This is a genomic window from Bacillus sp. NP157 (genome assembly GCA_018889975.1).
GTDB lineage: Bacteria > Pseudomonadota > Gammaproteobacteria > Xanthomonadales > Rhodanobacteraceae > Luteibacter.
In genome coordinates this window covers 2,885,205-2,909,922 of sequence record CP076546.1, presented here as the reverse complement: position 1 = coordinate 2,909,922, position 24,718 = coordinate 2,885,205, and the positions used below count along the sequence as shown (strand labels likewise).

Below are 24,718 nucleotides of genomic sequence, written 5' to 3'. Positions count from 1 at the left end.
TGGCTGTGTCCGCGCCATCGCATGGCGATGTCGTCAGAGCGCGACGTTCAATCGCGCAGACACCGCCTGAGCCTGGTCACGCTGCCCTTTCTCGTAGTCGTAGGCAAAATCCAGCCTGGTCCGGGCCGATAGCGTTGCGTTGAGGCCCAGGTTGACGATGCTGCTGTAACGGGAAAGTCCAATTCCCGCCAGTGGCTGCCACTGAGGCAGGCCGACGAAGCTGGCATCGAACACGTCGCCATGCGAAGCCAGCGTGCGACGGAATTGTGCCCCAGCCGAGAAGTCGACACCCCGCCCGCCATCCAGCGCCCAGTGGTGGTTCGCACGAAGGCCGGCGCCACCTTGCCAGCGGTCGATCACCTGTCCACCGGCGCGCAAGCCGAAGCCGCCGGCACCCGATTCCGTAAAGCCGTCGCGGTGAATGCTCGTATATTCGGCGTTGACGTAAGGCATGACACGCGTGCCTGCTACGTCCAGATGCAGGCCTGTTTCGCCATAAGCGACGTTGTAAGTCCCGTCGTAACTCGTCGAGACGCCGTCGGTGTCATTGCCGAGCAAGAGCTGGCGACTCACGTCCTGCCGGAACTGCCCGACGGCGACACGTCCCTGCGTGTACCACTGGCCGTTGAGCCACCCCGCGTACAGCATGCCTTCCGTGCTGCGGCTACGGTTGTGATCGTAGCTCTGGTCCAGTTGTTGCTGTCCCACGCTCTGGCCGAACGCGAAACCCGCGATGCCGCCAGGGCCGATCTGGCGATCGCTGCCAACCAGCCAACCGTTGAGCTGGAAGCCAACACCGTCATATCCGGTGCGGCCCATATCGCCGCCCAGGTTGAAGTTCTGCGTCCACGTGCCCGCTGATGCGGTATTGCCTAGTACGCTGTCGAAGTGGTCTGCGAGGGCGCGGCCGGACGCGTCGATTGCCTGGAACGTCATGGCAGCGCCGGCCGCATGTAACTGGCCCGACAGGCTCTGCAGCGAAGCCTGCGCCGCCTGGAGGGTCGGCGCCTGCTGGAACTCGCCGGCTGCACGCAGGAAGTCGCTGGATACGCCGGAAGGATTTCCACTCGCGATCGACGTGTTCAACTGCGTGAGGGCCCCTTGCACGCGCTCCGCGCTACTGAGTGATGCAGCGGTGTATGAGACCCCGTTGCCTGCCGCAGCCGTCGTGACATTCAGGCCCGTCGTATCCAGCCATGCGCTGTGCCCGTCGTAGTTGATGGTGCTGGACTTGAAAACAACGCCAGCGTCTTTGACGAGGTTGCCAAAGGTACCCGTGAGGCCGTTCGTCGCCGTCAGTATCTGGGTATGCGTATTGCTGGCATAGCCTGTGTCGGCGCCAGTGACCTCCAGCGTACCGCCGTCGAGCGTAGCGGTGCCGCCGACCGACAGTTTGCTGCCAAGGCTGACGGCGAGCGTACCCGTCGAGGGCTGCGCATAGTCGCCCCCGACCACGCTGTCGCCCCCATGCACGGCGGTCCTGCCAGCGTTGGTGAGGTTCCCAGTCACGCCTGGAAGCCCCGAGCCCTGGCTTCCGGGGGTGATCACGCCATCGAGCCTGCCAAGTGGGCTTACGGTAGCGTTGCCGGGCAACGTATATCGCGTCATTAACGTGCCACCATCGACGGTCGTCCCGCCGGCGTACGTGTTCGTGCCGCCGAGCACCAGGGTGCCGGCGTCGACCTTGACCAGGCCCGATGTGCCCGTCAGCGCACTGTCGATGGTTGCCGTCATGTTCGGCGCCGCAAGCGTGCTGTCGCCGACGCGAATCGTGGTGTGCGCCGGGTCGTAGGGGTCTCCCGTAAGATTGAGGGCATCGCCGCGGATGACGTAGCCATCGGTGGCGAATTGCATGCCTCCGACCTTGATGTCCCCGGTAGTACGACTTACGTCGATCGTGCCGGCTGGCCCCTCGAACACGGCAAATGCGCCGTTGCCGAATGAGCTGTTGACGCCGCCGACGACGTCCGTCCAAGCCTGGCTCGTACCGCCTGCCTCCCAGGTGCCATTGCCACCTTCGATCGCGTGGTTTCCTACCGCGCCAGCGCCATCCCAGAAATCGTAGACGACGCCCGGTTGCCCGTAGACCAGGTTGATCTGGTGATTGACGGCTGTCTGCAGACCGAAGCCAGGCCCGCGTGTGCCAAGTTCCAACGATGTGAGGGTGAGGTTGCCGTCGTAATTCAGGAGTCGCTGCACGCCCTGAAGAGTGGGTTTGACCGTTGCATTGGTCGCGTAGATCGTCGTGAAAAGACTCAAGTTGCCTTTTACGTTCACCACACCGCTCAAGGGCAGGCCGTTGACCAATCCTGCGTCGGTTTCGAAGACGGAACCAGAGCCGAAGGTGAGGTTGCCGTTGACCGTCAGGTTTCCGACGACGCCGTCCTTCGCGCCCGAGGTGCTTGCGGAGACGGCCAGCCCGCCGATGACGTTCACATCCCCACCCAGCGTGCCCTTTCCGGCCAGGGTGCCCAGGGCGCCGACGTTCGTGGCGCCGGTGGCGGCGGATTGGTCGCCGTTGACGAAGAGCTCTCCGTGGTCGATCTGCGTAAGGCCCGTGTAGGTATTCGATCGGGTCAACGTTACGGCACCCCGTCCGGACAGGGTCAGGCCACCCGTTCCGCTGACCAGGCCATCGAAGACAATATCGTCCGTACGATTGAATGCCAGGGTGCCGTTGTCGGTCACGTCGCCGGTAATGGAGCCGGCCGTGTCTCCGTTGCCGATCTGCAGGATGCCCTGCTTGATCAGTGTTCCACCCGAGTACGTGTTGGTACCCGTGAGCACGAGCGTTCCGGCGCCGCCTTTGACCAGGGTATTCGAGCCGCTGAGGCTGTCGGGCACGACCGTGACAGCGCCAGCGCCCACATCGATTTCCCCGCCACCCGATGGGCCCGACGGTGGCGGGGTAGGCCGGCTACCGCCCCCGCCGCCACAAGCGGAAAGTCCCAGCGAAAGCGCCACGAGCAACGCGACACTGCGCGGCTTATGCCGGGCGTCGATGACCCTTCGAGCAAGTGCAGCCGCATCGTCAAATGCTTCCATGGCCTGTTTCCCCCGTTATCGCGGCATCCTGCCAAATGACGACCGGTACTTCCAGTGCCTTGCCGCGCACCGTGCCTCGACCCGGGACGGGTCTAGCCCCGGGCGGCGAGGACTAGACGCCGATACCGTACGGATCGCTCGAGGCGAATTCGTTCCCGGTCGCGCCTTCGGACAAGCGGATCTTCAACGCCAGTCCATCGCGCGAATCGGCCTTGTTCAGGCACTCCTCGAGGGTGATCTTGCCGTCCTTGTACAGGCGGTAGAGCGACTGGTCGAAGGTCTGCATGCCTTCCTGCAGGCTGCGGTCCATGGCGTCCTTCACCTCGTGGATCTGGCCGCGACGGATCATGTCGCGGATCAGCGGGGTGTTAAGCAGCACTTCGGTGGCCGGCATGCGGCGGCCGTCCTTGCCGATCACCAGGCGCTGGCTGATCACCGCGCGCAGGTTCAGGGCCAGGTTCATCAGCACGTTCTTGTGCGCCGACTCCGGGAAGAAGTTGAGGATGCGCTCGAGGGTCTGGTCGGCGTTGTTGGAGTGCAGCGTCGCCAGGCAGAGGTGGCCGGTTTCCGAGAAGGAGATCGCCGCTTCCATGGTCTCGGTGTCGCGGATCTCGCCGATCATGATCACGTCGGGCGCTTCGCGCATCGCGTTCTTCAGCGCCTCGTGATAGCTGTGGGTATCCAGGCCCACTTCGCGCTGGTTGACGATGGAGCGCTTGTGCCGGTGCAGGTATTCGATCGGATCCTCGATGGTGAGGATGTGCCCGGAGCTGTTGGTGTTGCGGTGGTCGAGCATGGCGGCGAGGGTGGTGGACTTGCCCGAGCCCGTGGCGCCCACGACGAGGATCAGGCCGCGCGGCTCCATGATCAGCTCGCGGAAGATGCCCGGCAGCTGCAGTTCGTCCAGCGAGGGGATCTCGCTCTTGATCGCACGGATGACCATGCCGATCTCGCCACGCTGCTTGAACACGTTGATGCGGAATCGGCCGGCTTCCTTGACCGCCAGGGCCATGTTCAGCTCCAGGTCGCGTTCGAACTGCGGTACCTGGCCCTCGTCCATGAGCGAATAGGCGATTTTCTTGACCATGCCGCTCGGCAGGCCGGTATTACCAAGGGGGTAGAGCTTGCCTTCCACCTTGATGTTCACGGGGGCACCGGTCGTCAGGAACATGTCCGACGCGCCCTTGTCCACCATCAGCTTCAGGAAATAACCGATATCCACCTAAACCCCCGTTGGTTCGCATTACAATCGAGACGACGGTCTCCCGACCTTCTATATCGACAATATCTCGCAAAGCCTTAAGAGGAACGAGTGATGGTGCACATCTTGCCGTCGAACGCCCTGCCCAAGGGCCGCCGGCTCCTTCTCCAGGCCGTGCTGGCACTGGCGATTGCCTCACTGGCGGGCTGCGCCAGCACCCCGCCGCCCGATGGATCCATGAACCAGGCCCTGGCCCAGCTCCAGGCCGCCCGCGATGCCGGTGCCGCCGATTATGCGCCGGTGGACCTGGATTACGCCCAGAGCAAGTTCCGCCAGGCCCAGGCCGCCATGGCCTCGCGCAAGTACGACGACGCCTCCGTGCTGGCCGACGAGTCGCGTGCCGACAGCGAACTGGCGCGTGCCAAGGCCCGCCTGGGCGCCGCGCGTGCCCAGAATTCGGCAAAGAGCAAGGAGAATTCGCGGATGCGCGTCGAGATGATCGACAACCACGCGAACGATACCGTGCCGATTCCGAACAACGTGCAGGAGACGGAAACCGTCCTGCCCGAGGCCCAGGGCACCACGCCGCCCCCGGCCGGCGGTGAAACCCAGCCGCTGAACGACAATTCCGGCAGCTACATCCAGTCGCAGCCCCAGCAGCCACAACCCCAGCCGCAGACCGACAACCAGGGAGGCCAGTGATGAAGCGTTCCACCATCCTCCTTTCCGCCCTGGCGCTGGCGATCGGCGCCGGCACGGCCATGGCCGCCACGGACGACCTCGACGTGCGCCGGCTGAACTCCAGCCTGGACCAGCTCTCGTCGGATCCGACCCTCGGCAACTACGCACAGGCCGAACAGGCCCGTGCCCGTGAAGCCATCGGCCAGGTCGCCCAGTTCAAGCCGAAGGACAAGCAGCACGGCCATTACCTGTACATCGCCGAACGCCGCGTCGACATCGCCAAGGCCATGGCCCAGTTCCAGGACGCCCAGGCCAAGGGCGCCCAGCTGGACCGTGAGCACGACGCCATCCTGCTCGAGGCGAGCCGCCTCGACACGGAAATGGCCCGTCGCCAGCTCGAGCAGCAGCGCCAGCAGAACCAGATGATCCAGGAAGAGGCCGCCCGCCTGCAGCAGCAGGGCGTGGAGTACTCCCAGGCGCTGGACCAGGCCAAGGCCGAGGGCGAGAAGGCTCGCCAGGTCGCCGCCGCCCAGGCCAAGGTGGCCAACGCGGCAAAGAAGCAGGCCGCACTGGCCGAGCAGGCCGCACGCGCGATGCGCGACATGAACTCGTCGGATGGCGGTGCGCCGGCGGACACGCCGTCGACCGCGCGGAAGAAGAAGGTCTCGTCGGGCGGTAACTGAGCCCAGCCGCCTGAAGGCGGCCCCATCGCGCGCAGGCGCGCTCCTACACCCCCTGTAGGAGCGCGCCTGCGCGCGATCCCGTTCGCGAAAACCCACACGCTCCCGCCTCGCCCCCCGTCTCGCCCCACTCAATGCCTGCCGCGTAAACCGTTGCCTCTGCAACCGTTTTTGCGTGCGTTTTTGCGAATTTTCGCTCTTGCAGACCCTATGGCAGGGGAGTAGCTTCGATCCCCCGTCACGTGAAAAACGCGTGGCGGGATCCTGCCGGAGCATGCGTTGAAGTTCACCAGGCACGCCCATTCCGTTGCGAGCCCGCATGGCTCCCCTCACGACCGCCCGCGCCGCGGGTCGGCCCCACCGCGAGGAGAACCGCAATGTTCGAAAACCAGCAGCGTGACGACGTCGAGAAGTTCATCGGCAACAATCCCGATACCCGTCGTCTTTACTTCCACCACCAGGAACTGAACGACAAGCTCGAGGAAGCCGGCCGCGGATGTCTTCCGCTAAGCGACCAGGAGCTGACCCGGATGAAGATGGATAAGCTGCATGCGAAGGAAAAACTCCAGCGAATGTGGGAGAGCTGGCGAGCCTCGGGTCCACACTGAGGCGACGTGACGGTACAGGAAAGGGCGCGCATGTCGCGCCCTTTTTCGTGGGCGGAACCACCGGCCAAACGAGGGGTCATGGATACATCGTTTCGCCGTAGCTGGAATGGCGGGGGATCGAACAGGCGCGCCACCCACTATCATGGGCGCCCAACGGGCGGGGTCGAAGGGGCCGCGCCGCACAACATGGAGTTCGAATGAAGGTTCTTGACAGCGTCCTCGATCTGATCGGCCGCACCCCCATGGTCCGCGCCCAGCACCTGGACACAGGCTGTTGCGAGCTGTTCCTGAAGCTCGAGAGCGCCAACCCCGGCGGTTCGGTCAAAGATCGCATCGGCATGTCGATGATCGAAGGCGCGGAGCGCGCCGGCAGGATCAAGCCCGGCGACACCCTCGTCGAGGGCACGGCCGGCAACACCGGCCTCGGCCTGGCCCTGGTCGCGCAGCAGAAGGGCTACCGCCTGATCCTCGTCGTCCCGGACAAGATGAGCCGCGAGAAGATCTTCAACCTCAAGGCCATGGGCGCCGAAGTGGTGCTCACCCGTTCGGACGTGGCCAAGGGCCATCCCGAGTACTACCAGGACATGGCCGAGCGGATCGCCCGCGAAACCCCGGGCGCCTACTTCATCAATCAGTTCGGCAATCCGGACAACCCGGCGGCGCATGTGCAGACCACCGGCCCGGAAATCCTCGACCAGCTCGACGGCAAGGTCGACGCCATCGTCGTGGGCTGCGGCTCTTCCGGCACCATGAGCGGCCTCACCGCCTACCTGCGCGAGCATTCGCCGGATACGAAGATCGTCCTGGCCGACCCGATCGGCTCGATCCTCGCCCAGTACATCAACGAGGGCACCTTGTCGGAAAAATCCGGCAGCTGGATGGTCGAAGGCATCGGCGAGGACTTCCTGCCGTCGATCAGCGATTTCTCCATGGTCGAAAAAGCCTTCGCGATCTCGGACAAGGAAAGCTTCCTGGCCGCGCGTGAGCTGCTGTCGAAAGAGGGCGTGCTCGGTGGTTCCTCCACCGGTACCCTGCTGGCCGCCGCCCTGAAGTATTGCCGCGAGCAGACCACGCCCAAGCGCGTGGTGACCCTGGTCTGCGACACCGGCAACAAGTACCTGTCGAAGATGTACAACGACTACTGGATGCTCGACAACGGCTTCATCGAGCGCGAGCGCTACAACGACCTGCGCGACCTGATCCTGCGCCCGTACGCGCAGCGCGATACGGTGGTCGTCAAGCCCGACGACATGCTGGTCACCGCTTACAACCGCATGAAGCTGTACGACGTCTCGCAGCTGCCGGTGATGGAAGGCGACCGCATCGTCGGCATCCTCGACGAATCCGACGTGCTGCTGCACGTGGTGTCGGACGAAACGAAATTCCGCGACCCGGTGTCGACTGCGATGATCGCCTCGCCGGAGATGCTCCAGGTCACCTCGCCGATCGAATCACTGTTGCCGGTGTTCGAAAAGGGCCACGTCGCCATCGTCGTCGACGGTGAGCAGTTCCTCGGCCTGATCACGCGCATCGACCTGCTCAATTACCTGCGTCGCAAAGTTAACTGATAAGGAAGCCGTCCCATGTGTGGAATCGTCGCCGCCGTTGCGCAGCGTGACATCGCCCCGATCCTCATCGCAGGCCTCAAGGCGCTGGAGTATCGCGGGTACGACTCGGCCGGCATGGCCATCGCCGACGAAGGCGAAATCCGCCGCGTGCGTGCGAAGGGCAAGGTCCGGGAAATGGAAGCCCTCTACGACGCCGACCCGATCCCTGGCGGCACCGGCATCGCCCACACGCGTTGGGCGACCCACGGCGTGCCGAGCGAGGTGAATGCCCACCCGCACGTGCAGGGCCGGATCGCCATCGTGCATAACGGCATCATCGAGAACTACGCCAGCCTGCGCGAAGGCCTGCAGGCGAAGGGCCGCACGTTCCACTCGCAGACCGACACCGAAGTGATGGGCGCTGTGATCGACGAGCACGTCCAGGCGGGCAAGTCGCTGCGTGACGCCGTCACCGCGGCGGTGCGTGAGCTCGAGGGTGCGTACGCCATCGCCGTGATGAGCCTGGACGAGCCTGGCCGCATCGTCGGTGCGCGTCGCGGCTGCCCCCTGCTGGTCGGCATCGGCATCGGCGAGCACTTCCTCGGTTCCGACGCGCAGGCGCTCATCAAGGTCACCAACCGGATGATGTACCTGGAAGAAGACGACATCGTCGAGATCACCCGCAACGGTGTCGAGGTGTTCGATATCCAGGGCAACCCGGTCGATCGCGCGGCACACGAAAGCGAGATCAGCGCCGATTCGGTCGAGCGCGGCGAATACCGACACTACATGCAGAAGGAAATCTTCGAGCAGCCGCGCGCCGTCGCCGATACGCTGGAAGGGCGGATCGGGCCGCATGGCGTGTTGCCGAACATCTTTGGCATCGACGCGGATCCGATCCTCGAACAGACTCGCGGCATCCACATCGTGGCCTGCGGTACCAGCTACCACGCGGGCATGGTCGCGAAGTACTGGATCGAAGAATACGCACGCATCCCGGTCGTGGTCGAAGTCGCCAGCGAATACCGTTATCGCGACGTCGTGGTGCCCGAAGGCACGCTGTTCGTCGCCGTGTCGCAGTCGGGCGAAACCGCCGACACGCTGGCGGCCATGCGTGAATCGCGTCGCCGCGGTTACCTGGCGACGTTTGCGATCTGCAACGTGCCGGAATCCTCGGTCGTGCGCGAATCCGACCTGCGCCTGATGACCCGCGCGGGCCCGGAAATCGGCGTGGCCTCGACCAAGGCGTTCACCACCCAGCTGGCCGCCTTCGCGTTGCTGGCGCTGGAGCTGGGCCGTCGCCGTGGCATGGACCATGGCAAGTACCTCGCGCATTGCCAGGAGCTGCAGTCGCTGCCGCGCTACATCGAGAACGCGCTGAAGAGCGAGGAAGAGATCGTCAGGATCGCCGATCACTTCATCACCAAACAGCACGCCCTGTTCCTTGGCCGTGGTGCGCAGTATCCGGTGGCGCTGGAAGGCTCGCTCAAGCTCAAGGAAATCTCGTACATCCACGCCGAAGCGTATCCGGCGGGTGAGCTCAAGCATGGTCCGCTTGCGCTGGTCGACGAGAACATGCCGATCGTGGCGGTGGCGCCGAACGGCCCGCTGCTCGACAAGCTGAAGTCGAACCTGCAGGAGGTGCGTGCACGCGGTGGCGAGCTGATCGTCTTCGCGGACGAGCGCGTGGACATGGATACCGATACCGAGCGACTGGCCACCGTGCTGGTCGACGGTGGCGGCGACCTGATCGCGCCGGCCGTGTTCACCGTACCGATGCAGCTGCTTGCCTATCACGTCGCCGTGCAGCGCGGCACGGACGTCGACCAGCCGCGTAACCTGGCCAAGTCCGTAACGGTCGAGTAACCCCTCACACGCAGGCGCGCCCCTGTAGGAGCGCGCCTGCGCGCGATCGACCCATTACTGCGCCGTATATCCCCCATCCACCGAAATCACCTGCCCGATCAGGTACCCAGCCTTATCGCTGGCCGCAAAGACGATCGCCTGCGCGATTTCATCCGCCGTGGCCGCACGGCGTGCCGGAATGGTGGCGAGGAACCCACTCTTCGCGTATTCGTCGCGTCCAACGAAACGGTCGAGCATGTCGGTGGCGACCGGGCCCGGTGCCACGGCGTTGACGCGGATGCCGATGGGGGCACCTTCGAGCGCGACGGCCCGGGTCAAGCCTTCCACGGCGTGCTTGCTGGCGACGTAGATCGACGCACCGGCCATGCCGACGTGGCCGGCGATCGACGACACGTTGACGATGGCGCCACTGCCCTGCGCCTGCATCGCACGCATTTCATGCTTCATCGAGAGCAGCGTGCCGAGCACGTTGGTATCGAACGTGGCCTGGTACGTCTCGATCGTGGCTTCGCTTACGGGGCCGGACTGGCCCTCGGTGCCGGCATTGTTCACGGCGACATCGAGACGACCGAAGCGCGCGACCGCCTGGTCGACCAGCTGGCGGATGTCGGCCTCGTGGCGGACGTCGGCGCGGATGAATTCGGCCTCGTTACCCATGCTGCGCAGTTCCGCGGCGAGGGCATGGCCGGCTTCGTCGCGACGGCCGCTGACGACGAGGCGTGCGCCTTCCGAGGCGAAGGCGAGGGCGGTGGCGCGGCCGATGCCGGTCAGGGCGCCAGTGATCAGGACGACTTGGTTGCTCATGGTGTGCTCCAGACTTGGGTAGGTGATGGGATGGATGTAGTCTCATTAATTCCACCTTGGTGAACTAGCCACGGCGTTGGCATATGATTGAGTCCCTAAGGGAATCAATAGGACCGACCCGTGGACAAGCTGCAAGCCATGCAAGCCTTCGTGCGCGTTGTCGAAGCGGGAAGCTTTTCTGCCGTCGCCAGGGAATCCGGCGCAACGCAGAGCGCCGTGAGCAAGCAGATCGCAGCCCTGGAGCGGGAACTGGAAGCGAAGCTGCTGGTCCGGACGACGCGTTCGCTCGCGCTGACGGAAGAGGGTGAGCGCTATTTCGAACAGGCGCGTCGCATCGTCGCCGAGGTGGCGGAGGCCGAAACGTCATTGCACCGCGGACGCCAGGAGTTGCGCGGCCTGTTGCGCGTGGCGGCGTCGGTGGGGTTTGGACGCCTGCGCCTGATGCCACACGTGCAGAGCTTCCTTGCCGCGCACCCGCGGGTGCGCATCGACCTGAAGCTCAGCGACGGTTTCATCGACCTGGTCGAGCGCGGCATCGATGTCGCCGTGCGTATCGGTGACCTCCCGGACAGCAGCCTGATCGGGCGCCAGATCGGCCAGTCCACCCGCGAATTGATGGCCCACCGCAGCTATCTGCGCGGCTTGCCCAAGGGGCTGAAGCCGCCGCGCTCGCCCGACGATCTCGCAGCGCATAACTGCATCGTCTACACGGGTGCGCTGATGCGCAGCAGTTGGCATTTCGTCGCCGGGGCGGGGGCGAACGAGCCGCCGGGCACGGTACGCAATGTCCCTGTCGACGGCACCTTGCAGACCGATAGCAGCGAGGTGGTGCGTGCGGCCGTGCTCGCCGGCATGGGCGTCTGCTACACGCCGACCTGGCTCTTCGAAGAGGAGCTGGCGTCCGGGGATGTCGTCCGGTTGCTGCCAGACTGGTCCGTGCCATCGCCGATCCACCTGGTCAGCCCGCAGGAGCGTCGACACTCGGCGAAAGTGAGGGCATTCGTCGACCACGTCGCGGCAGCGTTCCAGCCTGGCGCGACCGTTCCTTGAGCCCCTGGCCGATCCGGACGAAAATGACCGACCAGCCTCCAGGGATCGCCCGCATGAAGTGTTTCAAGGCCTATGACATCCGCGGCCGCGTTCCCGACGAACTCAACGAGGACATCGCCTACCGGCTGGGCCGCGCATTCGCCCGCACCGTCGGCGAGGGCCCCGTGGTCGTGGGCCATGACATCCGCCGGGACAGCCCCGCATTCGCCGAGGCGATCATCCGTGGCCTGAACGACGAAGGCCGCGATGCCATCGACATCGGCCTGGGTGGCACCGAAGAGGTGTATTTCCAGACGTTCCACCGTGGCGTCGCCGGCGGCATCATGGTTACCGCCAGCCACAACCCGATCGACTACAACGGCATGAAGCTGGTCCGCGAAGGATCGCGGCCGATCAGTGGCGATACCGGCCTGCGCGATATCGAGCGGATGGTTGAGGAAAACGCTTTCGGTGAACCCGCGGCCGTGCGCGGCGGCGTCGTGCGCGATCACGACAAGTCGGCGTACATCGCGCACCTGCTGGGATACATCGACCCGACCGCCATCCGTCCATTGAAGGTCGTGGTTAACGCAGGCAATGGCGGTGCCGGCGCCGTGGTCGACCTGCTGGCGCAGCACCTGCCCATCGACTTCGTCCGGATCAACCACGAGCCGGATGGCCTGTTCCCGAACGGCATCCCGAATCCACTGCTTCCAGGCAACCGTGCCGCGACGGCAGATGCCGTGCGCGCCCACGCTGCCGACTTCGGCATCGCGTGGGACGGTGATTTCGACCGCTGTTTCCTTTTCGATGCACAGGGCGACTTCATCGAGGGCTACTACATCGTCGGCCTGCTTGCGGCGCAACTGCTCGAGAAGCATCCGGGCGCGAAGGTCATCCATGACCCGCGGTTGACCTGGAACACCATCGAGATGGTGAAGGCGGCGGGTGGCGTCCCGATCGAAAGCAAGACCGGACACGCGTTCATCAAGGAACGCATGCGGGCCGAGGATGCGATCTACGGCGGGGAGATGAGCGCGCACCATTACTTCCGCGATTTCGCCTACTGCGACTCGGGGATGATTCCGTGGCTGCTGATCGCCGAACGGATCTCGAAGACGGGCGTGGGCCTGGCAGATATGCTGGCGGAGCGGATGGCGGCGTATCCGTGCAGCGGGGAAATCAATTTCGTGGTGGACGACGCACCGGCGACCGTGGCGCGCGTGCTGGCGTTCTATGTGGCGCAGGATCCGTCGCTCGACTACGTAGACGGCGTGAGCGCGGATTTCGGTTCGTGGCGCTTCAACCTTCGCTCATCGAACACCGAGCCTCTGCTCCGCCTCAACGTCGAGACGCGCGCGGACCGCGAGCTCATGACACGGCGCACGGCTGAACTGTCCGCCCTGGTCCAGGCCGTTCCGGCAGCATGAAACGCCAGGTTCTCCAGTTTGCCGCGGCAGGAGTCCTGGGCTTCCTCGTGGACACCGGCGTGCTTTACGGCATGCTCTGGCTAGGGCTTGGCTACTTTCTCGGCCGCGCCATTTCTTTCCTGTGCGCGGTTTTCGCCACATGGCAAGTGAATCGACGCTTCGCTTTCGTCGACGGCCGGCGTCGCTCGGCCTGGCAGGAATGGTGGCACTACCTGGCGGCGATGGCTGTCGGGGGAGTGGTGAATTACGCGGCGTACAGTGCGGTCGTCCTGCTCGCGCCGCATGCGCGCATGACGCCACTGCTTGCAGTGGCGGCGGGTTCGGCGGCTGGCATGGTCGTCAACTTCGCCAGTGCGAAGCTCTGGGTATTCCGTCCGAGCGGCCGTCGAGAGTAGGCGCACGCAAGGGCGGCTGGCTAAGGTTGGCCTCGGGTCGATTCTATGTCGAGGACTGGACTGGCCGCGGCAGCGGTGAAGCGTCCATGCCAATGCGCCTGTCGCGCCACGCGAGAATGGGCTTCTCGACGAGTCGATAAAATACCGTCGCCGTTGCAAACGTCCCCGCAACGTAGGCGAACCAGAGCGCGACGCAGCCGAGGGCCGTGGGCTGTGGAAAAGCTAAATGGAGCAAAGAAAGGACAGGTAGGTTGGTGAGGTAAGCGGAATAAGACACCTTCGCCATGGCATTCGCGACGGAAGCGACGGGCTCGCGAACCGGGCTCGTGAACCGCCACATGATGACACCGGCACATCCGATCGACGTCAGGGGAAACAAGGCGAGGCGCGCAGCCAGGCCCTGGTCAAGCCAGCTGTCCGGTACGGCGGCGGCGATGGCAGCACCCACGAAGAAAATCGCGATCCATGGCGCGAGCCGGCGCAGCCATGTGGGTGCGGGGGCCTTGTCGGCCTGCACGGCCACTAGCACGCCGATCATGATGGCATCGAGTCGGAACGCTACGCCCCCACGAATGTCGTTGAACGACAGGTTCCAGCGTGCCGCCGCATACCAGCGGAAGGCTACCGAAAACAGGATGATGGCCGTGGCGCCTACGTAGACGGCCGTGCGTCGCGATGCGCCCAGCGCGCAGGCGAGAACGACAAGGACCGGCGTGATCAGGTAAAACGCTTCTTCGACGGCCAGCGACCATGACTCGACAAAAAACAGCCTTGGCGCATGCAGGATGTTTTGCGTGAATGTGATGTATGACCATCCCGAGGGCGGCCAGTCGCTACGCAGTGCCCGGTAGAGCACGGCGTTGATCGCCAGGAAAAGAAGGTAGTTCGGAAGAGTGCGCAGCCACCGGCGTGCCCAGAATCGCGGTACCCAACTGGCGGCATCGGGTGCGCGGCCAAGCTCGCGCAGCATGATGCCGCCGATGAGGAAGCCGGAAAGGACGAAAAACAGTTCCACACCGAGGAACCCGCCGAACTTCAGCCAGTTCAGGCTCGGCGCGAGCGGAAGGACGAAGAACCTGCCATGCGAAAGCATGACCAGGCCGATCGCCGTCGCGCGGCAAACATCCAGCCACGGATTACGCATTGGCTGGCAGCCTCAGGTGCGACCGTATACGTCGTCGTACCGCACGATATCATCCTCGCCGAGATAGCTTCCCGACTGTACCTCGATGAGCTCCACCGGCACTTTGCCCGGGTTACGCAGGCGATGCCGGCTTCCCAATGGCAGGTAAGTACTCTGGTTTTCGGCCAGCAGGAAGACACGGTCGTCGCAGGTGACTTCCGCCACGCCCTTTACCACGATCCAGTGTTCGGCACGGTGGTGGTGCATCTGCAAGCTAAGCGCAGCGCCCGGCTTGACCACGATGCGCTTCACCTGGAAGCGGTCGCCCGATTCCAGCGAGTCGTACATGCCCCATGGGCGACGTACCACGCGGTGGAGGTCATGCTCGGTACGGCCCGCGGCCTTCAGTTGGTCGACGATCTTCTTCACATCCTGCGAGCGATCGCGTCGTGCAACCAGCGTGGCATCGGGCGTGGTGACCACGACGACGTCTTCAAGCCCGATGGTGGCCACGAGATGGCGGTCGTGCGAACGGACCAGCGAGCCCCGCGTATCGATGGCGATCACGTCACCTTCGAGATGATTGCCATGGCTGTCCTTTTCGGCGGCGAGCCAGAGGGCATCCCAGGAGCCGATGTCAGACCATCCGCACGCCACAGGCACCACGGCGGCGAGGGCCGTTTTCTCCATCACGGCGTAATCGATCGAATCGTTTGGGGCAGCGGCGAAGGCGTCGGCGTCGAGCCTGATGAAATCGAGGTCGGAGTTGGCCTTGTCTAGCGCGGCACGCGCGGCATCGAGCATGGCTGGGGCGTGCTGGCCAAGTTCGGAAAGGTATCGATCGGCCCGGAACAGGAACATGCCGGAGTTCCAGTCGTACTGCCCGCTGTCCAGATAGCGTTGCGCCACGGCCCGTGCAGGCTTTTCGACGAACTCGGCCACCTTGAATGTCGATGCATCGAGGACGTCGCCGCGCCGGATGTAGCCGAAGCCGGTTTCCGGACGATCGGGGCGAATACCGAACGTCACGAGGGAGCCCGCGCTGGCGGCGGGGAGCGCTTGCGCCACGGCCTGGGAAAAGCGCTCGGTGTCGCCGATGAGGTGATCCGCCGGGAGCACCAGCACGATGGCGTCCGGGTCACGCTTGACCGCTTGCAAGGCGCCGACCGCGATGGCGGGCGCCGTGTTGCGTGCCACGGGCTCAAGCAGGATCTCGGTGCCTTCGATCCCCAGTTCCTGCAACTGCTCGGCGGCGAGGAAGCGGTGGTCATCGGCGGCCACGACGATAGGCGCTGCGGCATCGGGCAAGGCCATCGCGCGACGCGCGGTTTGCTGGAACAGCGTGTCGCTGCCAGCGAGCGAGAGGAACTGCTTGGGCAGGTTGCGGCGCGATATCGGCCAAAGCCGGGTGCCACTGCCACCACTGAGGATCAGGGGAATCAGCATGGGAGCTTTACCTTCCAGCGAGCATTCGAACGACGTCGCGCAGGCCCTCGCGCCAGTCGGGGAGCGGATGGCCAAACGTCTCCGTGAAGGTGCGGTTGTCGAGGACGGAATAGGCCGGGCGACGTGCCGGCGTCGGGAACGCCTCCGTGCCAATCGCCGTCACCGTCGGGCGTCGTGACAGCAACCCTGCCGCCACCGCCTCGTCGAAGATCGCGTCGGCGAAGCCATGCCATGACGTCTCGCCCCCGGCCGTAAGATGAAAGGTACCGGCGGTGAACGTAGCGGGTGACGCGATGTAGCGGTCGAGCGCCGCCAGCGTGCCGGCGACGATAAGCGTCGTGGTGGTGGGCGTGCCGCGCTGGTCGGCAACGACGCGCAATTCGTCGCGGTCGGCGCCGAGGCGCAGCATGGTCTTGAGGAAGTTGTGTCCGACGTCGGAATACACCCACGCCGTACGCAGGGTGAGGTGGCGCGCGCCGCTCGCTTCCAGGGCTAGTTCGCCCGCGAGCTTGCTCCGACCGTAGGCGCCCTGCGGTCCGGTGGCTGCATCCACGGCGTAGGGTGCCGTAGCGTCGCCAGGGAAGACGTAATCGGTCGAGAAATGGACCACCAGCGCGCCGTGGCTGGCCGCCCAGCGGCCAAGCGCCGCGGGTGCCTCGCCGTTGACGAGGGTGGCCGTGGCTTCATCCTCCTCGGCCTTGTCGACGGCGGTATACGCGGCCGCATTGACGATGATGTCAGGCGCTTCCGCATCGAGCGTCGCCGTGAGTGCCGCGGCATCGGTCAGGTCCACAGCGACGCCGCGTGCACCCATGGGCGCGCTACCGTCCCGCGAGGCCACGACAAGCGTTCCCCGCCGGGCCAGGCCGCCGTCCGTGATGAACGTCTGGCCGAGTTGCCCGTTTGCGCCGAGGAGAAGGATCTTCACGCCTTGAACTCCGGCAGGCGCGCGTGGGGCACATCGGCCAGCAGCGGGGCCTTGCCGTCCTTGTCGGACAGCAGCGGCGACGACACGGGCCAGTCGATGCCAATGGCCGGATCGTCCCAGCGAATGCCACCATCAGCCTTTGCGTCGTAGAGGTCGGTGCACTGGTAGGAGAACGTGGCGAACTCCGAGACCACGCAGAAACCGTGGGCGAAGCCCTCCGGGATCCAGAAGTGCCGATGGTTCTCCGCCGTGAGCATGACGCCGGCCCACTGGCCGAAGGTGGGCGAACCGCGGCGGATGTCGACCGCTACGTCGAACACTTCGCCTTCGAGCACGCTGACGAGCTTGCCCTGCGGGTGCGGCCACTGGTAGTGCAGGCCGCGCAGCACGCCACGCGCCGAACGCGACACGTTCGACTGTACGAACGTGCGGTCGATGCCGGCATCCCTGTATTTCGCTTCGTTGTAGCTCTCGTAGAAAAAGCCCCGCGAATCGCCGAATACCTGGGGCTCGATGACCATGCAGCCAGGCAGGGAGGTTTCGATGAACTTCATCCGACGTAGCCTTGCTTGATCAGGTTCTGGAGGTATTGGCCGTAACCGGTCTTGGCGAGCGGCTCGGCGAGGCGGAGGAGTTGCTCGGCGTCGATCCACTTGTTGACGTAAGCGATCTCCTCGGGGCAACACACCTTCAGGCCCTGGCGGTTTTCGATCGTCTGGATGTACTCGCCCGCTTCCATCAGCGATTCATGCGTCCCGGTATCCAGCCATGCGTAACCGCGGCCAAGCTGTTCCAGGTGGAGCGATTCGTCGTCCAGGTAGCAACGGTTGAGGTCGGTGATCTCAAGCTCCCCGCGCGGGGACGGCTTCAGCGACGACGCGTAGTCCACGGCACGGTTGTCGTAGAAGTACATGCCCGTGACCGCGTAGTTGGACTTCGGTGCCACCGGCTTTTCTTCGAGGCCGACGACCTTGCCCGCTGCGTCGAACTCAGCAACGCCGTAGCGTTCCGGATCCCGTACCCAGTAACCGAACACGGTCGCGCCATGCTGGCGAGCCGCTGCGCGCTTCATGCGTTCGGTCAGGCCCACGCCATAGAAGATGTTGTCGCCGAGCACCAGGCAGCTCGGATCGTTGCCGATGAACTCCTTGCCGATCAGGAACGCCTGCGCGAGGCCATCGGGCGACGGCTGCACGGCGTAGGTGATGTTGATGCCCCACTGGCTGCCGTCGCCGAGGAGGCGCTCGAACAATGCCTGTTCGTGAGGGGTGTTGATCACCAGCACGTCGCGGATGCCGGCGAGCATCAGCGTCGCCAGCGGGTAATAGATCATGGGCTTGTCGTACACCGGCAGCAGCTGCTTGCTGACCGCCTTGGTGATCGGATACAGCCGCGTGCCGGACCCGCCGGCCAGGATGATGCCCTTCGTCGTCATGCGCCGAGTCGCTCCAGTTTGTAGCTGCCGTCGAGGATGCCCTTCACCCACGCGTCGTTGTCGAGGTACCAGAGCACGGTTGCACGGATACCGCTCTCGAACGTATGCGCCGGGGTCCAGCCGAGTTCGTCCTTCAGCTTGCTCGCGTCGATGGCGTAGCGGCGGTCGTGGCCCGGGCGATCGCGCACGAAGGTGATGAGTGATTCATGCTTTTCGCCCGTCGACAGCGGCGACACCTCGTCGAGGATCGCGCAGATGGTTTTCACCACCACGATGTTCGCGCGCTCGGAGTTGCCGCCCACGTTGTAGGTCTCGCCCACGCGACCGTCATCGAGCACGCGCCGGATCGCGCTGCAGTGGTCTTCGACGTAAAGCCAGTCGCGCACGTTGAGGCCGTCGCCGTAGATCGGCAGGGGTTCGCCATCAAGCGCCTTCTGGATGACGAGCGGGATCAGCTTTTCCGGAAACTGGAACGGGCCATAGTTATTCGAGCAGTTGGTCGTGAGGACCGGTAGCCCATAGGTATGGTGGAAAGCGCGGACCAGGTGGTCGGAGGCCGCCTTGGAAGCGGAATACGGCGAGTTGGGCGCGTAAGGCGTGGTTTCGGTGAAGAAGCCTTCGTCGCCCAGCGACCCATACACCTCGTCGGTGGATACGTGCAGGAAGCGGAACGCGCTGGCGGCGTCGCCCTCCAGTGAACGCCAGTAGTCACGGGTGGCCTCAAGCAGGTTCAGCGTGCCTACGACGTTGGTCTGGATGAAGGCGCCGGGGCCGTCGATCGAGCGGTCGACATGGCTTTCCGCGGCGAAGTTGACGACGGCGGACGGGCGGTGCTCGGCGAGGAGCCGGCTTACCAGCGCCTGGTCGCCGATATCGCCCTGGACGAACACGTGGTTCGGGTTCCCTGCGAGCGACTGAAGGGTCTGCAGGTTGCCCGCGTAGGTGAGCAAGTCGAGATTAATGACCTTCACTCCGTCGGCTACGGCCTGGAGGACGAAGTTCGCACCGATGAAGCCGGCACCGCCGGTCACTAACAAGGTCTGCATGTGGGGGAAATCCCTTCGACGAAACCTAGATTGTGTCACGGCAGCGGTCTATGTAGCGCCTTTGCCGCGCCTCCAACCTGAACGAAAAGGCAGTGTAGGGCCCGATCCTGCGCCCCAGTAGGCCAAGGGCTCCCGTGTATGATGTACGGTCGCCTATCCCGCGGGCAGGCGGGTCCCCAGATAAACTGACTGGAGTTTTTAAGTCGATGATTAACAACGATAATGTGGATAAGTTTGGGTTGGGGACCCGGGCCATTCACGCGGGACAGCAACCCGACCCCTCCACCGGCGCCATCATGACGCCGATCTATGCCACCTCGACCTACGTCCAATCGAGCCCCGGTGTGCATCAGGGCTACGAGTACTCGCGCACGCAGAATCCGACGCGGATGGCCTACGAGCGCTGCGTAGCCGACCTGGAAGGTGGCGTGGCGGGCTTCGCGTTCGCATCGGGCCTGGCGGCGGCAGCCACCGTGCTCGACATGCTGGATGCCGGTAGCCATGTCATAGCGATGGACGACCTCTACGGAGGCACCTTCCGCCTGTTCGACAAGGTGCGACGCCGCTCGGCCGGGCTGGACTTCACCTTCCTCGACCTGAACGACGAGGCGGCGCTCGAGGCAGCCATCACGCCCAGGACCCGGATGATCTGGGCAGAGACGCCCACCAACCCGATGCTCAAGCTGGTGGACCTGGAGCGACTGGGTCGCATCGCGCGAAAGCACGGCGTCCTGCTGGTCGTCGACAACACGTTCTGTTCGCCCATGCTGCAGCGACCCATCGAGCACGGTGCCGACCTGGTCCTGCACTCCGCCACGAAATACCTGAATGGCCATTCAGACATCGTCGGCGGCGTGGTCGTCGCGGCGAACCAGGACATGGCGGAGCGGATGGCCTTCCTGCAGAACTCGGTGGGAGCCGTCGCCGGTCCGTTCGACAGCTTCCTGGCCATGCGTGGCCTGAAGACCCTGCACCTGCGCATGCGCGCCCATTGCGACAGTGCGCTCGAACTGGCCGGCTGGCTGGAAGCGCACCCCGCGATCGAGCGGGTCATCTACCCGGGCCTCGCGTCCCATCCGCAGCATGAGCTGGCGGGCCGGCAGATGGCGGGCTTCGGCGGCATCATCAGCGCCGTGGTCCGCGGTGGCCTCGCCCCCGCGACGCGCATGCTCGAGCGGTGCTCGCTGTTTGCCCTGGCGGAGTCGCTTGGTGGCGTGGAGAGCCTGATCGAGCACCCGGCGATCATGACGCATGCCTCCGTGCCAGCCGATACGCGGGCCCGCCTCGGTATCAGCGACGGCCTGATCCGCCTGTCGGTAGGCGTTGAGGATATCGAAGACCTGCGCCGCGAACTCGACGCCGCCCTGGCGGCCTGACCATCCTGCGCGCCGTGGCCCTGGCGCGTCCCATGCGTTTGCGATGATGAAAAGTTTCAGTATCTCTCCTGTTTCCATGTTCAAGTCGCTGGTCCAGCACCGGCGGCTCGCCGTGTCGCTAATCCGGCGCGAAGTCATCGGCCGCTACCGCGGCTCGATGCTCGGCACGCTGTGGTCGTTCTTCAATCCGCTGCTCATGCTCCTGATCTACACGTTCGTGTTCAGCGTGGTGTTCCAGGCCCGTTGGAAGGGTGGCAGCGGTTCGAAAACCGAATTCGCCATGGTGCTGTTTGCCGGGCTGCTCGTTTTCAACGTGTTTTCCGAATGCCTCAATCGCGCGCCCACGCTCATCGTGATGAACGTGAACTACGTCAAGAAGGTGGTCTTTCCGCTCGAGATCCTGCCCGTCGTGTCGCAAGGCGCGGCGCTGTTCCACGGCTTGATCAGCTTCGTGGTGTGGTTCGTTTTCTACGTGGCGTTCTTCGGCCTGCCGCCGCTTACGGCGTGGCTGTTCCCCGTGGTGCTGCTGCCGCTGATGTTCATGCTGCTGGGGCTGGGTTGGCTTCTGGCCTCGCTGGGCGTCTACCTCCGCGACGTGGCTCAGTTCGTCGGCTTGCTGGTGACGGCGATGATGTTTCTTTCGCCGATTTTCTATCCCGTTTCAGCTTTGCCCGCGCAATACCAATCGGTGATGAAGCTCAATCCCGTGACGCCGGTCATCGAACAGGTCCGTGGCGTGCTGATCAGTGGAGTGGTCCCTGACTGGCAGACCTACCTGCTGCAGCTGTTGGGTGGAGTGCTCATCGCATGGCTGGGTTATTCATGGTTCCAGAAGACCAGGAAGGGATTCGCCGATGTCCTCTGAAATCGCCATCCGGGTCGACGGCGTTACCAAGGCGTTCGAGATATACGAGTCGCCGCGGGACCGTCTGAAGCAGTTCTTTCTCCCGCGCCTCCAGCGGCTGCTCCACTTGACCCCTCGACGCTATTACCGTGAGTTCAATGCCCTCGGTGGCGTATCGTTCACCCTTGCAAAGGGTGAGACGGTCGGCATCATCGGCCGCAACGGCGCGGGGAAATCGACGCTTCTGCAGATCATCTGCGGCACGCTGGCTGCATCCAATGGCACGGTTGAAGTCAATGGCCGGGTTGCTGCGCTCCTGGAGCTCGGTGCCGGTTTCAATTCTGACTTCACGGGTCGGGAAAATGTGTTCCTGAACGGCGAGCTGCTCGGGCTTTCCCGCGAGGAAATGAAAGCCCGGTTCGCGGAGATCGAGGAGTTTGCAGGCATTGGCGAATTCATCGACCAGCCGGTGAAAACCTACTCCAGCGGTATGTACGTACGCCTGGCCTTCGCCGTGCAGGCCTGCGTCGACCCCGAGATCCTCATCGTCGACGAAGCCTTGTCGGTCGGTGACATCGGGTTCCAGTACAAGTGCTTCAAGCGCATGGAGGAGCTTCGCCGCCGCGGTGTCACCATCCTCATGGTCACCCACTCCACGGGCAACATCCTCGACTATGCCGATCGATGCATCGTGATCGACGGAGGGCGCATCACGACGGATACGCGCGACGTCCTTGCGGCCGTGCTGACCTACGAGAAGGGCATGATGGCCTCGCGTGCCAGGCCCCCGGCGATTCAGCCGGATGCACTGGGCGATGCGATCGATGTCGAGCAGCTTCGTGACATGCAGGCAAGCTCGATCAATGCCGAGATTTCCGAGAAGCGCTTCGGGTCTGCGCGGGCAATCATCGAGTCGATGGAGGTCCTGCGGCCGGACGGGACGACGCTGGAAGAGCGGCCGGTGCTGCGCTCGGGTGAGGAGGTCCTTTTCCGCTTTACGATCACAGCCGCCGAGCCAATCGACGAGGTTGCCCTGGGGATCTCGATCTCGAAGACCCAGGGTGGCGATGTCTGGGGCGATAACAATATCCGGGCGGGCTTCCCCATGGCGTTGCGTCCGGGTCGCCAGGTCTTCGAGTACGCGGCCAAGCTGCCCGTCAGCGCGGGCGACTACCTCGTCCATTGCGGGTTGTCGTGTATCCAGAATGGCGTCCGCGAAGAGCTCGACCAGCGCCGCCCGATCCAGTCCCTCAAGTTCTGGTCGGCGCGCGAGCAGGTTGGCGTGGTCTACGCGCCCGTGACCGTGACGGAGGGGCGACCATGATCGCCGCGTTCCTTCCTCCTTACGCGTTTCGCGGCCTCCCGGCACCGTACCTCTGGGTGTTCTACCGGTTGTTGCATTCGATCGGCGAGCCGATGGCGTTCCTTCTCTCGTCGGATTACCTCGAGTCAGGGCTCGCACTGGATGCAAAGGGGCGACCGGAACTGGACCTGGCACGTCAACGCGCCCTGGGCTATGTCACGCCCGACCCAGCCTCCCTGGAGAGGCACGTGTACCGGCTGATGGACACGGGACTGATGGACTCGCTGCTTCCCCATTACCAGGGCAATCCCTTGTCGTTCTTCAGGGCGTTCCTGGAAGAGGAGATTCCCCAGCTACGCGCCGAGCTGGAAGGGCACCTGCGAAGCCTGCCGTCGTTACCTGAAGTGGTCCTTTCATGGACGAACTGTCCCTCGCTGGCGGCAGCCGCCGCCGCGTGTGGCGTGCGTGTCGCCTATCTCGAGATGGGGCCGTTGCGAGACCCGCTCTACCGCAGCACCGCGTATTTCGATTTCCGCGGCGTCAACGGGAACACCGAGGCGCGTGCCCGCTACGAGGCGCTGCCGCTGGAAGCCATTCCCGCCGACCTGTCGCTGGAAGCCGTCCGTCGCAGCATGTCGCTTGACGACGTACCGATGGATCCTAATCGCCACCATTGCAACGTGGGTGTCGTACTCCAGGTGGAAGATGATTCCAACCTGCTGTGTTATGGCAATGGCTTTGATAATACATCCCTTATCGCCCGGGTCCTTTATGAGTCGGGTAGCGGCGATATCCGCGTCAGGACGCACCCTGGTAGTCGCTTCGCACTGGCCGACCCGGCGCTTCTCGTTGACACGTCGCCAAATAGCGCGGTGTTTGTGCAGCACTGTTCGCGCGTCGTCACCATCAATTCCAGCGTCGGGCTCGAAGCGCTCCTCTACGGCGTCCCAGTGGAGGTGCTTGGCGACAGCTCTTATGCCTTTATCGCTGGCGCAGCTGACGATCGCGAGGCATTGCGCCGACTGATGTTCTATCTCTTCGGCTATCTCGCGCCGTTCGACGATGTGTTCACCGCAAGCTATATTCGATTCCGCCTGGGTAATCCGTCGGAGTCAGATATCATGGCTCGCCACGTCGCGGCCTACGCGCGAACGCCCGTCCTGGCCGACGGAATGGATGCGATTCGCTCATTCATCCGCGAAGCCAACGTCGTTGGCGCGCTCCTGCACAGGTTCCGCCACGCCAGCGCCGAGCAAGATGCGGTCTCGAAGCTCTATTATCGTTGCGACGGTGAATTTTTTGCCGAAGAACGAACCATCCTCTGCATGGCCACCCGCGATGGCGATACACGCGTTGCCCGTTTCAAGCTGCCTGCCGGCGTTCGGCCAGCGGCGCTGAGGTTCGACCCTGCGTCGGTCGAGGGGGCGTATGTCTTCACATCTTCAAGCTGGGGTTCCGTGGCCGCAGGTGAGACACTTACGCAACACCATGCGCTGACTCGACTTTATGATGTAGGCGGCCGCGTGGTGGGATGTGGCGAGAGGCTTTTCTCCGAGCCCGGCAAGATGCCTGTGAAGGTGCTTGCGAGTGGCGACGATCCGTTCGTCGAGCTTTCGGTCGCCGATCTTTTCGCCGATATCGATGGCGACGAGAGATCGGCCGCATTCGAGATCCGCTTCCATGTGAGCGACGGACAGCGAGAGTCGATTTTCGGCCTGGTTGACCTTCGCGACCGCCTTGTGAGACTGGAAGAGCGAATCGAGGCCGGAGACTTCGCGGGCATCCGTGAATCGCTGGCGAGTATCCAGGCTGAGTTGGGTGGCGTGGGTGACTCCCTGGTAAGTGACGACGCGGCGCTTCAGGGCGTGCGCAGCGAGATATCCGAAGTACTGGGTTCGCTCAAGCGAAGGCGCCGGTTCTGGTAATGGTTG

21 protein-coding genes are annotated in these 24,718 nt (G+C 64.3%); 12 read left to right on the top strand and 9 right to left on the bottom strand.

Annotated features, from left to right (window positions below; all coding sequences use genetic code 11):
* Positions 1-33 precede the first annotated feature (33 nt).
* The gene (locus KPL74_13370) at positions 34-3,045 is read right to left on the bottom strand and encodes an autotransporter domain-containing protein (GenBank protein ID QWT18729.1); all 3,012 of its coding nucleotides are present in this window, start codon (positions 3,043-3,045) and stop codon (positions 34-36) included.
* A 112-nt stretch (positions 3,046-3,157) separates the two neighbouring features.
* Complete coding sequence (locus KPL74_13365; protein ID QWT22616.1) at positions 3,158-4,240, bottom strand: PilT/PilU family type 4a pilus ATPase; 1,083 nt, start codon at positions 4,238-4,240, stop codon at positions 3,158-3,160.
* A gap of 120 nt (positions 4,241-4,360) precedes the next feature.
* Here KPL74_13365 and KPL74_13360 point away from each other — a divergent pair, with 120 nt between their 5' ends.
* From KPL74_13360 to glmS, 5 genes are all read left to right on the top strand, one after another.
* Positions 4,361-4,948 carry a DUF4398 domain-containing protein gene (locus tag KPL74_13360; GenBank protein ID QWT18728.1) on the top strand — a complete coding sequence of 196 codons (588 nt, stop codon included), beginning with the start codon at positions 4,361-4,363 and terminating at the stop codon, positions 4,946-4,948.
* Entirely contained in the window at positions 4,948-5,610 is a 663-nt protein-coding gene (locus KPL74_13355; GenBank protein ID QWT18727.1) for a DUF4398 domain-containing protein, read from the top strand. Before KPL74_13360 ends, KPL74_13355 begins: the two co-directional genes overlap by 1 nt.
* 374 nt (positions 5,611-5,984) lie before the next feature.
* Positions 5,985-6,215, top strand: coding sequence for a DUF465 domain-containing protein (locus KPL74_13350; GenBank protein ID QWT18726.1), 231 nt, complete (start codon positions 5,985-5,987; stop codon positions 6,213-6,215).
* A 197-nt stretch (positions 6,216-6,412) separates the two neighbouring features.
* On the top strand, positions 6,413-7,783 hold the full coding sequence (locus KPL74_13345) for a pyridoxal-phosphate dependent enzyme (GenBank protein ID QWT18725.1): 1,371 nt from the start codon (positions 6,413-6,415) through the stop codon (positions 7,781-7,783).
* Positions 7,784-7,798: 15 nt separating this feature from the next.
* On the top strand, positions 7,799-9,628 hold the full coding sequence (gene glmS, locus KPL74_13340) for a glutamine--fructose-6-phosphate transaminase (isomerizing) (protein ID QWT18724.1): 1,830 nt from the start codon (positions 7,799-7,801) through the stop codon (positions 9,626-9,628).
* 54 nt (positions 9,629-9,682) lie between these two features.
* On the opposite strand, the gene KPL74_13335 is transcribed toward glmS, so the two are convergent.
* Complete coding sequence (locus KPL74_13335) at positions 9,683-10,432, bottom strand: glucose 1-dehydrogenase (protein ID QWT18723.1); 750 nt, start codon at positions 10,430-10,432, stop codon at positions 9,683-9,685.
* 120 nt (positions 10,433-10,552) lie between these two features.
* Between KPL74_13335 and KPL74_13330 the strand changes: the two genes are divergently transcribed.
* The 3 genes from KPL74_13330 to KPL74_13320 are packed head-to-tail and all read left to right on the top strand — an operon-like array spanning position 10,553 to position 13,286.
* On the top strand, positions 10,553-11,482 hold the full coding sequence (locus tag KPL74_13330) for a LysR family transcriptional regulator (GenBank protein QWT18722.1): 930 nt from the start codon (positions 10,553-10,555) through the stop codon (positions 11,480-11,482).
* Positions 11,483-11,526: 44 nt separating this feature from the next.
* On the top strand, positions 11,527-12,891 hold the full coding sequence (locus KPL74_13325; GenBank protein QWT22615.1) for a phosphomannomutase CpsG: 1,365 nt from the start codon (positions 11,527-11,529) through the stop codon (positions 12,889-12,891).
* The gene (locus KPL74_13320) at positions 12,888-13,286 is read left to right on the top strand and encodes a GtrA family protein (GenBank protein ID QWT18721.1); all 399 of its coding nucleotides are present in this window, start codon (positions 12,888-12,890) and stop codon (positions 13,284-13,286) included. The genes KPL74_13325 and KPL74_13320 overlap by 4 nt, the downstream gene beginning before the upstream one ends.
* Before the next feature lie 43 nt (positions 13,287-13,329).
* Here KPL74_13320 and KPL74_13315 read toward each other — a convergent pair whose 3' ends face one another.
* Genes KPL74_13315 through rfbB form a run of 6 tightly spaced genes read right to left on the bottom strand, consistent with a single transcriptional unit; the run spans position 13,330 to position 19,264 of the window.
* Positions 13,330-14,430 carry an acyltransferase gene (locus KPL74_13315; protein ID QWT18720.1) on the bottom strand — a complete coding sequence of 367 codons (1,101 nt, stop codon included), beginning with the start codon at positions 14,428-14,430 and terminating at the stop codon, positions 13,330-13,332.
* Between the two features lie 12 nt (positions 14,431-14,442).
* Positions 14,443-15,855 carry a mannose-1-phosphate guanylyltransferase/mannose-6-phosphate isomerase gene (locus KPL74_13310; protein QWT18719.1) on the bottom strand — a complete coding sequence of 471 codons (1,413 nt, stop codon included), beginning with the start codon at positions 15,853-15,855 and terminating at the stop codon, positions 14,443-14,445.
* Positions 15,856-15,862: 7 nt separating this feature from the next.
* Complete coding sequence (rfbD, locus tag KPL74_13305) at positions 15,863-16,783, bottom strand: dTDP-4-dehydrorhamnose reductase (GenBank protein QWT18718.1); 921 nt, start codon at positions 16,781-16,783, stop codon at positions 15,863-15,865.
* Positions 16,780-17,337 (bottom strand): dTDP-4-dehydrorhamnose 3,5-epimerase, encoded by a 558-nt coding sequence (rfbC, locus tag KPL74_13300; GenBank protein QWT18717.1) that lies wholly within the window; start codon positions 17,335-17,337, stop codon positions 16,780-16,782. The genes rfbD and rfbC overlap by 4 nt, the downstream gene beginning before the upstream one ends.
* Positions 17,334-18,218 (bottom strand): glucose-1-phosphate thymidylyltransferase RfbA, encoded by an 885-nt coding sequence (gene rfbA / locus KPL74_13295; GenBank protein ID QWT18716.1) that lies wholly within the window; start codon positions 18,216-18,218, stop codon positions 17,334-17,336. The genes rfbC and rfbA overlap by 4 nt, the downstream gene beginning before the upstream one ends.
* Positions 18,215-19,264 (bottom strand): dTDP-glucose 4,6-dehydratase, encoded by a 1,050-nt coding sequence (rfbB, locus tag KPL74_13290; protein QWT18715.1) that lies wholly within the window; start codon positions 19,262-19,264, stop codon positions 18,215-18,217. The genes rfbA and rfbB overlap by 4 nt, the downstream gene beginning before the upstream one ends.
* Before the next feature lie 206 nt (positions 19,265-19,470).
* On the opposite strand from rfbB, the gene KPL74_13285 reads away from it, so the two are divergent.
* The 4 genes from KPL74_13285 (at position 19,471) to KPL74_13270 (ending at position 24,712) form a co-directional block, all read left to right on the top strand.
* Positions 19,471-20,640 carry a PLP-dependent aspartate aminotransferase family protein gene (locus tag KPL74_13285; GenBank protein QWT18714.1) on the top strand — a complete coding sequence of 390 codons (1,170 nt, stop codon included), beginning with the start codon at positions 19,471-19,473 and terminating at the stop codon, positions 20,638-20,640.
* Between the two features lie 76 nt (positions 20,641-20,716).
* Positions 20,717-21,505 (top strand): ABC transporter permease, encoded by a 789-nt coding sequence (locus KPL74_13280; protein ID QWT18713.1) that lies wholly within the window; start codon positions 20,717-20,719, stop codon positions 21,503-21,505.
* Entirely contained in the window at positions 21,495-22,808 is a 1,314-nt protein-coding gene (locus KPL74_13275; GenBank protein ID QWT18712.1) for an ABC transporter ATP-binding protein, read from the top strand. The genes KPL74_13280 and KPL74_13275 overlap by 11 nt, the downstream gene beginning before the upstream one ends.
* Positions 22,805-24,712, top strand: coding sequence for a hypothetical protein (locus KPL74_13270; protein ID QWT18711.1), 1,908 nt, complete (start codon positions 22,805-22,807; stop codon positions 24,710-24,712). Before KPL74_13275 ends, KPL74_13270 begins: the two co-directional genes overlap by 4 nt.
* The last annotated feature ends 6 nt before the right edge of the window (positions 24,713-24,718 follow it).

Excerpts from the sequence above, each read along its gene's own strand:
- KPL74_13370 (QWT18729.1), bottom strand. The coding sequence starts at position 3,045 with ATGGAAGCATTTGACGATGCGGCTGCACTTGCTCGAAGGGTCATCGAC.
- KPL74_13365 (QWT22616.1), bottom strand. The coding sequence starts at position 4,240 with ATGGTGGACAAGGGCGCGTCGGACATGTTCCTGACGACCGGTGCCCCC.
- KPL74_13360 (QWT18728.1), top strand. The coding sequence starts at position 4,361 with ATGGTGCACATCTTGCCGTCGAACGCCCTGCCCAAGGGCCGCCGGCTC.
- KPL74_13355 (QWT18727.1), top strand. The coding sequence starts at position 4,948 with ATGAAGCGTTCCACCATCCTCCTTTCCGCCCTGGCGCTGGCGATCGGC.
- KPL74_13350 (QWT18726.1), top strand. The coding sequence starts at position 5,985 with ATGTTCGAAAACCAGCAGCGTGACGACGTCGAGAAGTTCATCGGCAAC.
- KPL74_13345 (QWT18725.1), top strand. The coding sequence starts at position 6,413 with ATGAAGGTTCTTGACAGCGTCCTCGATCTGATCGGCCGCACCCCCATG.
- glmS (QWT18724.1), top strand. The coding sequence starts at position 7,799 with ATGTGTGGAATCGTCGCCGCCGTTGCGCAGCGTGACATCGCCCCGATC.
- KPL74_13335 (QWT18723.1), bottom strand. The coding sequence starts at position 10,432 with ATGAGCAACCAAGTCGTCCTGATCACTGGCGCCCTGACCGGCATCGGC.
- KPL74_13320 (QWT18721.1), top strand. The coding sequence starts at position 12,888 with ATGAAACGCCAGGTTCTCCAGTTTGCCGCGGCAGGAGTCCTGGGCTTC.
- KPL74_13315 (QWT18720.1), bottom strand. The coding sequence starts at position 14,430 with ATGCGTAATCCGTGGCTGGATGTTTGCCGCGCGACGGCGATCGGCCTG.
- KPL74_13310 (QWT18719.1), bottom strand. The coding sequence starts at position 15,855 with ATGCTGATTCCCCTGATCCTCAGTGGTGGCAGTGGCACCCGGCTTTGG.
- rfbC (QWT18717.1), bottom strand. The coding sequence starts at position 17,337 with ATGAAGTTCATCGAAACCTCCCTGCCTGGCTGCATGGTCATCGAGCCC.
- rfbA (QWT18716.1), bottom strand. The coding sequence starts at position 18,218 with ATGACGACGAAGGGCATCATCCTGGCCGGCGGGTCCGGCACGCGGCTG.
- rfbB (QWT18715.1), bottom strand. The coding sequence starts at position 19,264 with ATGCAGACCTTGTTAGTGACCGGCGGTGCCGGCTTCATCGGTGCGAAC.
- KPL74_13285 (QWT18714.1), top strand. The coding sequence starts at position 19,471 with ATGATTAACAACGATAATGTGGATAAGTTTGGGTTGGGGACCCGGGCC.
- KPL74_13280 (QWT18713.1), top strand. The coding sequence starts at position 20,717 with ATGTTCAAGTCGCTGGTCCAGCACCGGCGGCTCGCCGTGTCGCTAATC.
- KPL74_13275 (QWT18712.1), top strand. The coding sequence starts at position 21,495 with ATGTCCTCTGAAATCGCCATCCGGGTCGACGGCGTTACCAAGGCGTTC.
- KPL74_13270 (QWT18711.1), top strand. The coding sequence starts at position 22,805 with ATGATCGCCGCGTTCCTTCCTCCTTACGCGTTTCGCGGCCTCCCGGCA.